Genomic DNA, 15,892 nt, shown 5'->3' with positions numbered 1-15,892 from the left:
CCCGCCGGTCAGAGCGGCTGCTCGCTCCAGATCACCTTGCCCTCGGCGGTGTAGCGGGTGCCCCAGCGCTCGGCGAACTGGGCGACGAGGAAGAGGCCGCGGCCGCCCTCGTCCATCGTGGCGGCGTAGCGCAGGTGCGGTGAGGTGTCGCTGGTGTCGGACACCTCGCAGATCAGCGCCCGGTCGAGCAGCAGCCTGACCTTGATCGGCGCCGCCCCGTGGCGGATGGCGTTGGTGACGAGTTCGCTGAGGATCAGCTCCGTCACGAAGGCCGCCTCGTCCAGTCCCCAGCCCGCCAGCTTCCGGCTGACCGCGGCACGGACCTCGGACACCGCCGCGGGGTCGGACGGCACCTCCCACTCCGCCATCCGTTCGGCGGGCAGGACGTGGGTGCGGGCGACGAGCAGGGCGATGTCGTCCTTCGGGTGGGCGGGCAGGAGGGCCTCCAGGACCGCCTCGCAGGTCTCCTCCGGTGTCCGGTCGACGTCCTTGAGGGCGCCGCGCAGCCGCTCGAGCCCGTCGTCGATGTCCCGCTCGCGGTCCTCGACGAGCCCGTCGGTGTAGAGCACCAGCCGGCTGCCCTCGGGCAGCCGCACTTCGGCCGTCGCGAACGGCAGGCCTCCGACGCCCAGCGGCGGCCCGGCGGGCAGGTCGGGGAATTCCACCGTCCCGTCCGGATGGACCAGCGCCGGCGGCGGATGGCCCGCCCTGGCCATCGTGCACAGCCGCGAGACCGGGTCGTAGATCGCGTACAGGCAGGTCGCTCCCGTGACGTCGTCGCCGGAGCCCGCGGCCGTCTGGTCCTGGTCGATCCGGCTCACCAGTTCGTCGAGGTGGCCCAGCACCTCGTCCGGCGGCAGGTCCAGCGTGGAGAAGTTGTGGACCGCGGTGCGCAGCCGCCCCATGGTCGCGGCGGCGTGCAGCCCGTGGCCGACGACGTCGCCGACGACCAGCGCGACCCGGGCGCCCGGCAGGGGGATGACGTCGAACCAGTCCCCGCCGACGCCGGCCTGGGCGGGCAGGTAGCGGTAGGCGGCCTCGACGGCGTTCTGCTCGGGCAGGCCGTGCGGCAGCAGGCTGTGCTGCAGGGTGACGGCCATGGCGTGCTCACGGGTGTAGCGCCGGGCGTTGTCGATGCACACGGCCGCCCGGGTGACCAGTTCCTCGGCGAAGGAGAGGTCGTCCTCGTCGAAGCGCTCCGGCCGCTCCGAGCGCCAGAACTTGGCGATCCCCAGCAGCACGCCGCGGGCCAGCAGCGGGACCCTGACGACCGAGTGGATCCCGTAGGCGAGGAGCTCCGCGGCGCGTTCGGGGTCCTGCACCTGCCAGTCGGTGGACGACGCGAGGTCGGGGTCGTACATGCCCCGGCCGGTGTCGAGGCTCCAGGCCTGCGGAGTGGCGGGGAGCACGGTGATCGGCCGGCCCACGGGGTAGAACGGGCTGTCGTCCCTGATGCCGCTGACGGCGACCCGCTGCATCGGGGCGCCGACGCTGCCCGAGGGCTCCTCCCCGCGCAGGACGGGCACCGCGAGGTCGACGCTGACGAAGTCGGCGAACCGGGGGACGGCCACCCGTGTGAGTTCCTGCGCGGTCCGCGACACGTCCAGGCTGGTGCCGATGGTGACACTGGCGTCGTAGAGCAGGCGCAGGCGCCTGCGGCCCGCCTCGGCCCGGTCCGACAGCGATTGCAGCTCCGTGGAGTCGCGGAGGGTCGCGACCATGCCGGGAGGGCCGCCGTTGCGGTCGGTGGGCCGGATGTTCACCACCAGCAGCCGGTCGCCGGCCGGCAGGACCTCGTCGCTGACGGCCTGTTGCGACGCCAGCAGCTCCGCCGCCCTGCGGTTGAGCCCCAGGCCGCTCACCGGGCGTCCCTCGGCGTCCGACGGCAGTCCCAGCAGCCTGCGCGCCTCGTCGTTGGCGAGCAGCAGCCTGCCGTCCCCGCCGACGATGACCACGCCCTCCCGCACCGCGTGCAGCACCGCGTCGTGGTGCTCGTACATCCGGGTCATCTCGGTCGGCCCCAGACCGTGTGTCTGGCGCCGCAGCCGTCTGCTGGTGAGCGCCGCCCCGACCGTGGCCAGGGCGAGTGCGAAGGCCGCGGCGCCGAGGATGAGCGGCAGCTGCTCGTTGACGACCCCGCTGACCTTGGTGATGGTGATCCCGGCGGAGACCAGGCCGACCACCTGGCCGCCGGCGTCGCGGACGGGGACCACGGCCTGGACGAGCGGCCCGATCGTCCCGACGATCCGCTCGATGATCACCTCGCCGTGCAGGGCCGCCTCGTAGTTGCCGACGAACTTCTTGCCGATCCGGTCCGGCTTGGGGTGGGTGTAGCGGATCCCGTCGGTGTTCAGCACGACGATGAAGTCCACGCCGGAGCCGATCCGGGCGGCCTCGGCCTTCGGCTGGAGGATCGCGCTCGGGTGATCGGACTGCAGCGCCGCCACGATTCCCGGCGAGTTCGCGAAGGTCTGGGCGACGGCGACCGAGCGGTTGCGGGCCTCCTGCGTGCTGTCGTGCCCCGACTCCAGGACGAGCGCCAGCACCGCCGCCAGGACGAGCAGCACCACCACGACCACTTGCAGCGCGAAGACCTGGCCGGCGACGCTGCGTATCCCCCTGATCCACCTGCGTCGGCCGGCCGGGAGGGCGCCCGAGGATCGGACCGTCAACCGGGCCATGGCCTATGTCTACCTCTGTTGACCCCGGTAAGCGAGTGGCCGGAGTGCATGAGTCCGGCGGTTCAGCCGTGTGGAGGGGGAGCGTCGCGCGGGCCGGACGCCCCCGGCGGCGTGCCGGAGGCCGTCTCGCCGACGTCGGCCGGCACGAGGGGGACAGCGCCACCACCCTGGAGACGTTCCAGGTCGGAGGGACGTACCTGGATGACCAGCAGGGCGATCAGGGCGCCGACGACGGCGAAGATGGCAGCGGCGACGAAGGCGCTCGAGATGCCCGACGTCAGCACCTGGTCGCCCCAGGGCGACGGGAGCTGCCCGGTCCTGCGGAACTCCAGCCGCTGGGCCGGGGACGCCTGCGACAGGAACTGGGGGACCTGGTCGGTGGCCTCGTTGCGGCTGGCCGTGCCGAAGACGGTGACCAGGACGGACAGGCCGAGCGATCCGCCCACCTGCTGGGTGGCGTTGAGGATCCCGGAGGCCGCGCCCGTGTCCTTCGGCTCGACGCCCGACACCGCCATCAGCGTCAGTGACACGAACTGCAGGCCCATGCCGGCGCCGAAGACCAGGATGGGGCCGAGGATGCTGCCCAGGTACGAGCTGTCGACATCGGTCATCGTCAGCCAGCCGAGTCCCACCGCGGCCAGGACCGCCCCCACCACCATGAAGGGCTTGGGTCCCCACTTGGGCAGCAGTTGCGAGGTGAACCCCGCAGCGACCGCGATGATCACGCTCACCGGCAGGAAGGCGAGGCCGGCCCGCAGTGGACTGAATGCCAGGACGTTCTGCACGAAGAGCGTCAGGAAGAAGAACATCCCGAAGATCGCGGCGGACAGGCTCAGCATGATCCCGTAGACGCCGGCGCGATTGCGGTCCCGGAACATCCACAGCGGCGTGATGGGCTGCTTCGACCGGCGCTCGACGGTGAGGAACACGAACAGGAGCACCACGGCCGCCACGAAGGACGCGATGGTCACGCTGTCGCTCCAGCCGTCCTTGGAGGCGCGGATGAAGCCGTAGACGAGCAGCACCATACCCACGGTGGACGTGAGCGCGCCGAGGATGTCGAAGTTGCCCGGGTGGCGCTCGGACTCCCGGATGTAACGGGGCGTCGCGAGCACGATCAGCAGGCCGATGGGCACGTTGACGAAGAAGACCCAGCGCCAGTCGAGCCACTCCACGAGCAGACCGCCCGCGAGCAGCCCGATCGCACTGCCGCCCGCCGAGACGGCGGCGAACACACCGAACGCCCTGTTCCGCTCGGGTCCTTCGCGGAAGGTCGTGGTGATGAGCGCGAGGGCGGTGGGAGAGGCGATGGCGCCGCCGACGCCCTGCAGCGAGCGGGCCGCGAGCAACTGCCAGGATTCCTGCGAGAGTCCGCCGAGCAGCGAGGCGAGCACGAAGAGCAGCACACCGAAGGTGAAGACCCGGCGGCGGCCGAGGATGTCGCCCAGCCGCCCGCCGAGCAGGAGCAGTCCGCCGAAGGTCAGCGTGTAGGCGTTGATGACCCAGGACAGGTTCTCGGTCGAGAAACCGAGCGAGGTCTGGATGTGCGGCAGGGCGATGTTCACGATGGTGATGTCGAGGACCACCATCAACTGGCACGAACAGATGACGAGGAGTGCGATACCTCTGCCGTGGCCCCGCTCCGGGGATGCGGCAGATGTTGCGGGTGTCGGCTGGGAGTCCGTCATGGCAGCGCCTCTGCGATGGCCCGCGCGCTGGTCCGCGCCTCAGGCCGGAGGGAACGAAACGGTCACCTTCCGAGGCTAGGCCCGGCCGCACGACCCCGCCATTCGGTCGGTGGTCCGCCGGACGGATCCCCGTACGCGGTCGGGCCGGGACCGGTTCTAGGCCAGCGCGAGGAGCTCGTCGAAGCCGGCGCGGATGCCGTCCGCGAGCACCTGGACGTCGGGTACCCCGTCGAAGTCGGCGTTGACGCCGAAGGTGATCTGGCCGAGGTAGGAGAAGATCCCGACGCTGATCCGCATGGTGCTGGCGATCGGCACGTACGGGTAGATCTCGGCCAGCCGCCTGCCCAGCAGGTACAGCGGCACCCGCGGGCCGGGAACGTTGGTGGTGACCGTCTGCAGGAACTGCTGCGGAAAGCGCATGGCGGTGCGCGAGCCCAGCGCCAGCAGGGTCGGCGCCGCGAAGTTCGCCATGCCGGTGATCGCCTCCGCGCCGGCCGCCTGGCGGCTGCTCTTGAGGTCGTCCATCTGCTCGCGCACCGCTGCGAGCCGCGCCCGCGGGTCGGGATCGCTGACCGGCAGGTTCAGCAGGACGGCGCTCACCCGGTTGTCCAGCCTGTTGCGCTGGTCCCGCGAGCGTACGGAGACCGGGACCATCGTGCGGACCACCATGCCCTCGGCCAGCTCACCGCGGCTCTCCAGCAGGTCGCGGAAGCCGCGGGTGATCGCGGCGAGGATGACGTCGTTGACCGTCCCGCCGGTCACGTTGCGAATCGCCTTGGTCTCCGTCAGATCCGCCTTCGCCCACACCCAGCGGCGGTGCGGGCCCAGGGAGCCGTTCAGTGAGCCGGCCGCGCGGGTGGTCAGCCGGCGGGCGGTGCTCGGCAGGCTGCCGGCCAGGGCGCGGCCGACGCCGAGCAGCTCCGACCCGCTGCGCAGCCGCCGGGCCAGGGCGGGGACGGCGGCCAGGTGTCCCAGCGGGGTCAGCACGGCGTCGCGCACCCCGTCGGCGACGAGGTCGAGCGTGGACGGGCTCGGCTCCGGCGTCCAGGGCCGGGGCTCGGACAGCTCGATGTCCTTTCGCCAGTCCAGCACCAGCTGCATCATGTCGGTGCCGGCCATGCCGTCGATCATGCAGTGGTGCACCTTGGAGATGAGCGCCCAGCGGCCGCCCTCCAGCCCTTCCACGAGCCACATCTCCCACAGCGGCTTCGTGAGGTCCAGGCGCTGGGCGAAGAGCCGGCCGGCGAGGTTGCGCAGCTGGTCGTCGCCGCCCGGCGCGGGCACCGCGGTGTGGCGCAGGTGGTAGAGGATCTGGAAGTGCTCGTCGTCGACCCAGACGGGCCGGCCCAGGTTCAGCGGCAGGCTCTTCACCCGCTGCCGGTAGCGGGGCACGTCGGAGAGTTTGGACACCAGCAGCCTGATGACATCCCCGTACGACGGCACCGGTCCCTCGAACACCAGGACCGATCCCACGTGCATCGGCACGTTCTCGTCCTCGATGAAGAAGAAACCCGCATCCAAGGCGCTCATCCGGTCCACGATCGCAACCGTAGAGGGGAGCCCCGGCCCCGTCCAGGGCACATGAGGCCGGATTCCGGCCGCCGGCCGACCGTATCCGGCCTCCTGACCGGCGAAGGCGCGCCAATCCTTGACAAGCCCCTGCCAAGAATTGGTGCCGCGCCGCCATGCTTCGTCCCGGCGCCCACCCGGCGCCCCACGAGACAGGGCGCCACCGCGCCGGCGACAGAGAGGCAGTCAGATGCGACGGAGACTCACCGCGGGGGCCGTTCTCGCGGCCGCGGCGCTGCTGGCGTCGGTCATGGGCTCGGGCACCGCGGCGGCCGCTGACTCCCCCGCCCTCGGCACGGGCTACGGGGTGCACGACGGCAAGGTCCCGCTGACCACCACGAGGACGGCGGCGGCCTACCTGCTGCAGGACCCGACCCGCGGCAACACCGTCACCGTCAACGGCCGGACCAATGCCGTCCTCACCGACGCGGACAACATCTGGGGCAACGGCCTTCCCACCAACATCCAGTCCGCGGGCGTCGACGCCCAGTTCGCCGCCGTCTCCGTGTGGGACTACTTCAAGTACACGTTCCAGCGCCTCGGCGTCAGGAACGACGGCAAGGGCATCCGCAGCGTCGTCCACTACGGCAGCAACTACGCCAACGTCTTCTGGAGCGACGCCTGCGGCTGCGTCAGCTACGGCGACGGATCGGACAACGCCCATCCGCTGACCACCATCGACATCGGCGCGCACGAGATCACCCACGGCGTCACCTCCGCCACCGCCGGGCTCGGCTACAGCGGCGAGGCGGGCGCGCTCAACGAGGGCACCTCCGACATCTTCGCCACCATGGTGGAGTTCTACGCCGGCATCCCGGCCGACGTGCCCGACTACCTCATCGGCGAGAAGGCCAACCTCAACGGGAACGGCACCCCGCTGCGCTACATGGACCGGCCCTCCCGGGACGGCGCCTCACCCGACTACTGGTCGACGTCGGTCCCCAGTCTCGACCCGCACCTGGCGTCGGGGATCGCCAACCACTTCTTCTTCCTGCTCGCCGAGGGCAGCGGCCCCCGGGTCGTCAACGGCATCTCCTACAACAGCCCGACCGCCGACGGCTCGGTACTCACCGGCATCGGGCAGAACAGCGCGGCGGCGATCTGGTACCGGGCGCTGACCGTGTACCTGACGTCCAACGCCAATTACCACACGGCCCGGACCGCGACCCTCAACGCGGCGCGCGACCTGTACGGGGCGGCCAGTAGCCAGTACGCGGCGGTCGCCGCCGCGTGGACCGGCGTCAACGTGACCGGCCGCTCGTGACGGCGCGGGAGCGCGGCGCCACGGCGCGGACCGGCCGCGCCGCCGGGGTCAGGACCGGCTGACGGTCCACACGAAGCCGGCGGTGCCGGTCGCGCCGGTGGGGGCGGTCGCGGTGACGGAGACCGTGCTGGTGCCCGGTGCGGTCGCCGTACCGGAGATCACCCCGGCCCGGCTGATCGACAGCCCCTTCGGCAGCCCGGTCGCGGCGAAGACCGGTGCGGGCCCAGCGGAGCCGGTGGTCCGGGCCGCGATCGCCAGCCGGACCGGAGCACCGGTCCGGCTGCTCATGCCGTGCGGGTTGGTCACGGCGACGCTGCCCGTGGCGGTCGCGGTGCCGGTCACGGTCCTGGCCGAGAGCGGTGTGCCGACCGTCAGGGTTCCGGTCAGCGGCAGGTCGCGGGACGAGGCGCCGACCAGGATCCGGTACGCGCCCGGGGTGGTCGTCCAGCCGTCCGTGGTGTCCGACCAGTGCGCCAGATCGTGCGCGGTGACGGTGAACGCCACCCGCCCGCTCTCCCCCGGCTGCAACTCGACCCGCTGGAACCCCCTGAGCTGCCGGACCGGTTCACCCGTCGAGGCCGGAGCGCCGACGTAGAGCTGGGCGATCTCCGCGCCGGCGCGGTCGCCGGTGTTGGTGACGGTCGCGGAGACGGTGGTGGCGCCGCTCGCGTCCGGCGTGCCGACCTGGAGGCCGGAGAAGGAGAACGTCGTGTACGACAGCCCGAACCCGAACGGGAACAGCGGGGTGACGTCACCCGCGTCGTACCACCGGTAGCCGACCTTCAGGCCCTCCGAGTACTGCACGGTGCCGTCGGTGCCGGGCCACTGGGCCGCGGTGTGCGCGGGCACGTCGGCCAGGCTCGCGGGGAAGGTGACAGGCAGCTTCCCCGACGGGTTCGTGTCGCCGAACAGCAGCCGGGCGACGGCGTTGCCGACCTCCTGCCCGGCGTACCACTCCTCCAGTACGGCCTGGACCCGGCCCAGCCACGGCATGGTGACGGCGGAGCCGGTGTTGAGGACCACCACGGTCCTGGGGTTGGCCGCGGCGACCTGCGTCACCAGATCGTTCTGCGCGGCCGTCAGGTCGATGCCCTTCAGGTCGGCGCCCTCCCCCTCCATGTACCCGACGCAGACGACCGCCACGTCGGAGGCGCGGGCCAGAGCGACCGCGGCAGCGATGTCCTTCCCGTCGTTGTACTGGACCGTGGTGCCGGTGCCCGCGACCCGGTTCTGGATCCCGGTCAGCGGCGAGACGGTGCCGGAGCTGGTCACGACGGCGCTGCCGCCGCCCACGCTGCGCACGCCCGCGCCGGCGTCGGGGCCGAGCAGCGCGATCGAGTGCGTCGACGCCGTCGACAGCGGCAGCAGACCGGTGTTCTTCAGCAGGACGCTGCCCTGCTCGGCGATCTGACGGGCGGTCGCCCGGTGGGCGGCGGAGGTCACCACGGCGGTGGTCGATCCGGTGCGCTGCTTGTCGAAGAGGCCGAAGGCGAACATCTGGGTGAGCACCCGGCTCACCATGGTGTCGAGCGTGGCCTGGGTGACCTTGCCGTCGGCGACGGCCTGGGCGAGGAGGTTGGAGTAGAAGGACCCGCCGGGCATCTCCATCGTCATGCCGCTGTTCGCGGACTCCACGGTGGAGTGCGTCCCGCCCCAGTCGCTGGTGACGAACCCGCCGAAGTCCGCCTGCTCGTAGAGGGCGGTGTTCAGCAGATACGGGTGCTGGCAGTCGTAGGCGCCGTTGACGGTGCTGTAGCCGCACATCACGGAGGCGGCCGCGCCCTTGCTGACCGCGGTCTGGAACCCGGGCAGGTAGATCTCCTGCAGGGTGCGGGTGTCGACGATCGCGTTGTCCTTGGGCCCGTTGCGGTTGGTCTCCTGGTTGTAGACCGCCACGTGTTTGGCCTGCGCCATGACGCCCTCGCCCTGGATGCCGCGGATGTTGGCGACGGCCATCTCCCCGGACAGGTACGGGTCCTCGCTGTAGGTCTCGAAAGCGCGGCCCCAGCGCGGGTCGCGCACGATGTTGAGCGTCGGGCCGAGGGCCACGTCGGCACCCTTGCCCGCGAACTCCTTCCCGGCGACGGAGCCGTACCGCTGCTGCAGACCGGTGTCCCAGGTGGCGGCGGACGACACGGCCGAAGGCAGCTGGGTCACGCCGGTCAGGCCGCCGCCCACCCCGCCGGGACCGTCGTGGAGGCCCACCGACGGGATGCACAGGGACGGGATCGCGGATAGGTTCCCGACGTACGGCGTCCTGTTGCCGGTGCCGTGCAGCATCTGGATCTTCTGGGACTGCGTCATCCGGGCCATGAGCTGCGTGACGCGGTCGGCCACGGGCGCGCTGGAGTCGGCCCAGGGGCAGGTGCCGTCGCCGCCGCCGGGCGCGCCGCCGGTGCCGCCGGGGGTCAGGACGCTGAAATCCCAGAGCGAGTAGCCCCACTCGGTGGCCCGCTGGAGGCCGGTCAGCCGCACGTAGCGGCCGGTGCCCTTCAGCGCGACCGTCTCGATGCCGCCCTGGCCCGCGGTGGTGTCGTGGACGGTGGTCCACTCGGCGCCGTCGTCGGAGACCTGGATCCGGTACGCCTTCGCGTACGCGGTCTCCCAGGCCAGTTGCGCTCCGCAGATCTCCCGGTCGGCGCCGAGGTCGACCTGGAGCCACTGCGGGTCGGTGGCGGCGCTGGACCAGCGGGTGCCCGCGTTGCCGTCGAAGGCCGCGGCGGCCGGGGTGTCGGCGCGCTCGGTCGACGAGGCGGTGGCGGGCCGGTTCAGCGCCGCCGTCGTGATCCCGCAGGGGACGGGCTCCGAGCCCGGCGCGGCCTGCGCCGCCGACCCGGCGACCGCGGGCGTCAGGCTCGTCGACAGGGCCGCGACGAGCAGGACGGCGAGGTGCCGCGGGCGCCCGCGACGGGTCCCGCGCCGGGCCGGAGGGGGAAGGTGGGGAGTGCCTGGCACGGGCGTCTCCTAGTCGGTGATCACCGAAGCTGTGAGAGGAGGATTCGGTGACGTCCGGTCACTTCCCGGCCCGTGAAGCCGCGATGACGACAAGAACTGACCGATTCATCCCATATTGCGACGCCGAGCCTATACAGCTTGTATGACATATCCCCGTATTCCGGGCCGCGTCCGGGCGTGTCGGAACGCGGGGTGGCACCGGAACGCGAGGTGGCACCGGGACGCGCGGTGCGGGGACGCCGGGTACGGAGACGCGGCCGGCTAACGGGGCCGGGGCAGCGCCGGCAGTGCGGGCTCGCGCAGCCACGCCGTGAACAGGGTGTCCAGCGAGTGCGGGGTGTACTGCTGCGCGAGAGCGGTGAACTGCTCGGTGCTGACGGTGCGGTGGCGGTACTGCGACGTCCAGGTGCGCAGCAGCGCGAAGAAGGCCGTGTCGCCCATGGTGGTGCGCAGCGCGTGCAGCGTGAGCGCGCCGCGCTTGTAGACCCGGTCGTCGAACATCCGCTGCACGCCAGGGTCGCCGACCCGCAGATCCTGCGGCAGTCCGGCGAGCCGGGCCCGCGCGCGGGCGGCCAGGACGGCGGCGGGGGCGCCGCCCGCGGCCTCCGACCACAGCCATTCGGCGTAGCAGGCGAACCCCTCGTTCAGCCAGATGTGCCGCCAGTCGGCGACGGTGAGGCTGTTGCCGAACCACTGGTGCGCCAGCTCATGGGCCACCAGGCGCTCGAAGCCGCGCCGCCCGTCGACGTGGTTGGCGCCGAAGACCGACAGGGCCTGCGCCTCGACCGGCACCTCCAGCTCCTCGTCGACCACGACCACCGCGTAGTCCTCGAAGGGATACGGGCCGAAGAGGTCCTGGAACAGCTCCATCATCTCCGGCTGCCGGCCGAAGTCGTGGGCGAACGGGACGAGCAGGCCCATCGGGACGGCCGCGGGCTGCGCGATCGGCCCGCCGAGGTGCTCCACCAGCTCGTAGGGACCGATCTGGACGCTGGCGAGGTAGCTCGCCATCGGCGCCCGCTGCTCGTAGACCCACGTCGTGGTGGAACCGCCGATGGTGCACGACTCCAGGGTCCCGTTGGCGAGCACCGTGCAGACCGTCGGCGCCGTCACCGCGATGCGGTAGACAGCCTTGTCGGACGGGTGGTCGTTGCAGGGGAACCACGAGGGCGCGCCGATCGGCTGGCCGGCCACCAGCGCGCCGTACTCCAGCGGCTCCCAGCCCAGGTCGCCCCAGTAGCGGCTGCGGATCGGCCGCGGGGTGCCGACGTAGCGCACCTCGATCGTGAAGGCCGCCCCCGCGGGCAGTTCACGGGCGGGGCGCACCCGCAGCTTCCCGGCGCGGTGGGTGTAGCGGGCGGGGCGTTTGCCGTCCACCAGGACCCGGTCGATCCGGAACGTCCCGAAGTCGAGGCTGAACTCGGAGAGCGCGTGGTCGGTGACCGCGGAGATCCGTGCCCGCCCGGAGAGCCGGTCGGCGCTCGGCCGGAAGTCCAGCTCGAGGTCGTAGCGCACCGTGCGGTAGCCGCCGTTGCCGTGCTCGGGCAGGTACGAATCGGTGGAGACGGCCGCCCCGGGCGGGGCCGGGGCGGCCGCACGGCCGCCCCCCGGTGCCTTGTTCACTAACTGCGGGTCCCCTCTGCGTGCCGGTCGGTGTGCCAGGCGGCGATCGGATTGCCGAGCCAGCGGGTGCCCTCGGGCACCGACTCGCCGCGCATGACGAGCGACGCGGGACCGATGGTGGTGCGCGGCCCGACGGTCGCACCGGGTAGCACGATGCCATGCGGACCCAGGGTTGAACCATCCCCCAGCTCCACGGTGTCCATGCGCATGATCCGGTCGTGGAACAGGTGCGTCTGCACCACGCAGCCCCGGTTGACGGTGGCCCCGGCGCCGACCCGCACCAGGTCGGCCTCCGGCAGCCAGTACGTCTCGCACCAGGCGCCGCGGCCGATCCGCGCGCCGAGCGTCCGCAGCCACAGGTTCATCAGCGGGGTGCCGGGGACCGATCCCACCAGCCACGGCACGGCCAGCACCTCGACGAAGGTGTCGGCGAGCTCGTTGCGCCACACGAACGAGCTCCACAGCGGGTGCTCGACCGTGCGGAACCTGCCGACCAGCAGCCACTTGGCCGCGACGGCGACCCCGCAGGCCAGCAGCCCCGCGGCCGCCAGCAGCAGGCCGCCGCACAGCGCCGCGACGGCGAACCCTGCGGTACCCGCCAGCGCCTCGAACGCGCCCGCGACCAGGACCGCGAGGGCGACGGTGCACATGACCGGGACGACCCGGCACAGTTCGACGGCCGCGCGCGCCGCCATCAGAGCGCGGGGCGGGTCGTAGGTGCGGCTCTGGTCCCCGGCCTCCGCGGCCCGGGGCAGCTTCATCGGCGGCATGCCCAGCCAGGAGCTCCCCGCCTTGGCGCCCTTCGGCGTCGAGGACAACACGCCGACCAGGCCGTTCTTCGGCACCGAGCGGCCCGGCGCGGTCATCCCGGAGTTGCCCAGGAACGCCCGCTTGCCGACCCGGGCGGCGGCGATGCGCATCCACCCGCCGCCCAGCTCGTAGGTGGCGACCATCGTGTCGTCGGCGAGGAACGCGCCGTCGCCGACGGTGGTCATCGCGGGCAGGGCCAGGACCGTCGACGCCTCGACGCGCCGCCCGACCTTCATGCCCAGGGCGCGCAGCCACACCGGGGTGAACAGGCTCGCGTACAGCGGGAAGAGCACGACGCGCGCGGCGTTCATCAGCCGCTCGGTCGCCCAGGCCCGCCAGGCGACCGCGCTGTGCACCGCGTGGTACCCCTCGCGCAGCCCGGCGCCCAGCGCCCTGACCAGGACCAGGACGAGCAGCGCGTAGGCGGCCAGCGACACCGCCGTGGCGAGCGGTACGGCGATCAGCGCGGCGGCGAGCACGGCGCCGGGAGCGGACTCGCCGCGGACGAACAGCAGCAGCGTCAGCAGCCCTGGCAGCGCCGCCAGTGCGGGCAGCAGGCCCAGCGCGGTGGAGGTGAGGCCGTAGACCAGGGTCCAGCGCCGGGTGCGCGGCGGGCGGCTGTTCGGCCAGCGGTGGGCGGCCTTGCCGGTGCGCGCGGCCGGAACACCCGACCAGCGCTGGCCGGCCGGCACCGCCCCGGTCACGCCGGAGCCCGGTGCGATCTCGGCGCGCTTGCCGACGCGGGCGCCGGGGAACAGGGTGCTGCGCGCGCCGACCGTGGCCGCCGCGCCGATGCGGATCTTGCCGATGTGCAGCAGGTCGCCGTCGAGCCAGTGGCCCGACAGGTCCACCTCCGGCTCGATGGCGCAGCCCTTGCCGAGCCGCAGCATCCCGGTGACGGGCGGCAGCGAGTGCAGATCGGCGTCCGCGCCGATCCGCGCGCCGAGGGCGCGGGCGTAGTGGGTGATCCAGGTGCCGGTCAGACGGTTCGCGCCGACGCGCTCGGCCAGCCGTTCCGCGGTCCACAGCCGCAGGTGGACGCTGCCGCCGCGCGGATAGGTGCCGGGACGGACTCCGCGCAGCAGCAGCCGCGCGCCGCCGGCCGCGACGGCCACCCGGCCGGCCGAACTGACCCACAGCAGCCAGCCCAGCGCCACCCACCACCAGGACACGGTGGGCGCCCACTCGAAGCCCGCGTACCGGGTGAGCACGTTGTTCAGCGCGGCGATCCCCACGGCCCAGCGCAGCCCCGGGATGGTCAGCAGCGGGATCATCAGCGCCAGTTGTACGGCGGCGGCGCGCCGCGGGGTGGGCCGTACGGTGCGCACGGCGCTCTCGCGGGCGTCCGAGGCCTCCAGCACGCGGGCCAGCGCGCCCAGCGCCGGGTTCTGGTAGATATCGCTGACGGAGACGTTGGGGAAGCGCGCACGGATGAGGGCGACCAGGCGGGCGGCGCCGAGGCTGCTGCCGCCGATCGCGAAGAACTCTGCGTCGGCGGAGCCCACGGAGGTGCCCAGGATCTCGGCCCACTGCTCCGCCAGCCACGCCTCGGTGCCTTCCCGCGGGCTCTCCTGCCCGGTGGTGTCCACCGAGGGCAGCGGCCACGGCAGCGCGGCCCGGTCGACCGTGCCCGAGGTCCGGGTGGGCAGGGTGTCGACGACCGCGATGAGCGGCACGAGCGAGGCGGGCAGCGCCTCGCGCAGCCGGCGCAGCGCGTCGACGGGGTCGAAGGCGCCGCCGGCTTCGCCGGCCGGTGCCGCTTCGGCCGGTGCCGCTTCGACGGCCGGTGTCGCTTCGGCCAGGGTCCCCTCGACGGCCGGCATGTCGCCGGCCGTGTCCCGCTCCGCGCTCACCACGTAGCCGACGAGGATCTGGTTGCCGCCCCGGGTGGTGCGGACGGCGGCCGCCGCGCCCGCGACGTTCGGCAGCGCCTGCAGCGCCGCGTCGACCTCGCCGAGTTCGATCCGGCGGCCGCCCAGTTTGATCTGCTCGTCCGCCCTGCCGATGAAGAGCAGTCCCTCGGCGTCGGCACGGACCAGGTCGCCGCTGCGGTAGGCGCGCTCCCAGCCCAGCGAGGGCAGCGGCGCGTACTTCTCGGCGTCCTTGTCCGCGTCGAGGTAGCGGGCCAGCCCGACCCCGCCGATGACGAGTTCGCCGACCTCGCCCATGGGCACGAGGTCGCCGCGCGCGTCCACGACCGCCAGGTCCCAGCCGTCGAGCGGCAGTCCGATCCTGACCGGGCCCTCGCCGGTGAGTTGGGCGGCGCAGGCGACCACGGTCGCCTCGGTCGGGCCGTAGGTGTTCCACACCTCGCGGCCCTCGACGGCCGTCCGCTCGGCGAGTTCGGGCGGGCAGGCCTCGCCGCCGAAGATCAGCAGCCGGACGTCGTCGAGCGCCTCGGACGGCCACAGCGCCGCCAGGGTGGGCACGGTCGACACGACGGTGATGCGCTGCTCGACCAGCCAGGGGCCCAGGTCGAGCCCGGTGCGCACCAGTGAGCGCGGTGCGGCGACGAGGCAGGCGCCGTACCGCCAGGCGAGCCACATCTCCTCGCAGGAGGCGTCGAAGGCGACCGACAGCCCGGCCAGCACCCGGTCGCCGGGGCCGATGGGCTCCTCGGTGAGGAAGAGTCCGGCTTCGGCGTCCACGAACGCCGCGGCGCTGCGGTGGGTGACGGCGACGCCCTTGGGTTTGCCGGTCGAGCCCGAGGTGAAGATGATCCAGGCGTCGTCGTCGGGTCCGGGTCGCCGGCCCACGACCCCGTGCGGGGTGCCGCAGGAGCGGATCTCGCGGTGTGCGCCGATGACGGCGCTCACGCCCGCCTCCGAGAAGACCAACTCGGCGCGCTCTTCGGGGTCCTCGGCGTCCACCGGCACGTAGGCGGCGCCTGCCGCGAGGACCGCGAGGATCGAGATGTACAGGTCGCTGGTACCGGACGGCACCCGGACGCCGACCCGGTCACCGGCGCCGATGCCCGCCGCGGCGAGCCGCAGCCGCAGCGCCTCGGTCTCCGCCGCCAGCGCGCGGTAGCTCAGCGCGGTGGAACCGTCGTCGACGGCTGCGCCGTTCGGGTACCTGCGGGTGGTCTCGGCCAGGATGTCGAGCAGGGTCCGTTCGGGTGCGGGACCGTTCGCGGAGAAGACCGCGCGGGGCGCTGCGATCGACCCGGCCGGGTCGATCACGGTGTCGAGCGTCAGCTCGGGTGCCTCGGCCAGCGTCATGCAGTGCCCCCGTTCCCGGCCGGTGCGAGGGACGGCGGCGCACAGCGCGCGTCGATCCGATCTGTGCCGGCCAGGAACGGA

At 72.8% G+C, this 15,892-nt stretch carries 7 protein-coding genes; 1 reads left to right on the top strand and 6 read right to left on the bottom strand.

Annotation, left to right across the window (positions count from 1 at the left end; genetic code table 11):
• Positions 1-8: 8 nt before the first annotated feature.
• The 3 genes from O3X23_RS30575 to O3X23_RS30565 form a co-directional block, all read right to left on the bottom strand.
• On the bottom strand, positions 9-2,681 hold the full coding sequence (locus O3X23_RS30575) for a SpoIIE family protein phosphatase/ATP-binding protein (protein ID WP_269275230.1): 2,673 nt from the start codon (positions 2,679-2,681) through the stop codon (positions 9-11).
• Positions 2,682-2,743: 62 nt separating this feature from the next.
• Positions 2,744-4,369, bottom strand: coding sequence for an MFS transporter (locus O3X23_RS30570; RefSeq protein ID WP_269275227.1), 1,626 nt, complete (start codon positions 4,367-4,369; stop codon positions 2,744-2,746).
• A gap of 156 nt (positions 4,370-4,525) precedes the next feature.
• The gene (locus O3X23_RS30565) at positions 4,526-5,899 is read right to left on the bottom strand and encodes a WS/DGAT/MGAT family O-acyltransferase (protein ID WP_269275225.1); all 1,374 of its coding nucleotides are present in this window, start codon (positions 5,897-5,899) and stop codon (positions 4,526-4,528) included.
• Between the two features lie 229 nt (positions 5,900-6,128).
• Here O3X23_RS30565 and O3X23_RS30560 point away from each other — a divergent pair, with 229 nt between their 5' ends.
• On the top strand, positions 6,129-7,202 hold the full coding sequence (locus O3X23_RS30560; protein ID WP_269275223.1) for a M4 family metallopeptidase: 1,074 nt from the start codon (positions 6,129-6,131) through the stop codon (positions 7,200-7,202).
• A 48-nt stretch (positions 7,203-7,250) separates the two neighbouring features.
• Here the strand turns inward: O3X23_RS30560 and O3X23_RS30555 are convergent, their stop codons facing one another.
• The 3 genes from O3X23_RS30555 to O3X23_RS30545 form a co-directional block, all read right to left on the bottom strand.
• Positions 7,251-10,157, bottom strand: coding sequence for a glycoside hydrolase family 3 C-terminal domain-containing protein (locus tag O3X23_RS30555; RefSeq protein WP_269275220.1), 2,907 nt, complete (start codon positions 10,155-10,157; stop codon positions 7,251-7,253).
• 261 nt (positions 10,158-10,418) lie between these two features.
• Positions 10,419-11,780 (bottom strand): M1 family metallopeptidase, encoded by a 1,362-nt coding sequence (locus O3X23_RS30550; RefSeq protein WP_269275218.1) that lies wholly within the window; start codon positions 11,778-11,780, stop codon positions 10,419-10,421.
• Positions 11,780-15,811: a Pls/PosA family non-ribosomal peptide synthetase gene (locus O3X23_RS30545; RefSeq protein WP_269275216.1), complete on the bottom strand. Its 4,032-nt coding sequence runs from the start codon at positions 15,809-15,811 to the stop codon at positions 11,780-11,782. Before O3X23_RS30545 ends, O3X23_RS30550 begins: the two co-directional genes overlap by 1 nt.
• Positions 15,812-15,892: the final 81 nt, after the last annotated feature.

The organism is Streptomyces sp. H39-S7, from assembly GCF_027158205.1.
In the GTDB taxonomy this organism is placed as follows: domain Bacteria; phylum Actinomycetota; class Actinomycetes; order Streptomycetales; family Streptomycetaceae; genus Actinacidiphila.
Note: the sequence above shows the minus strand (reverse complement) of the source record. Positions and strands in the feature narration are given on the sequence as shown.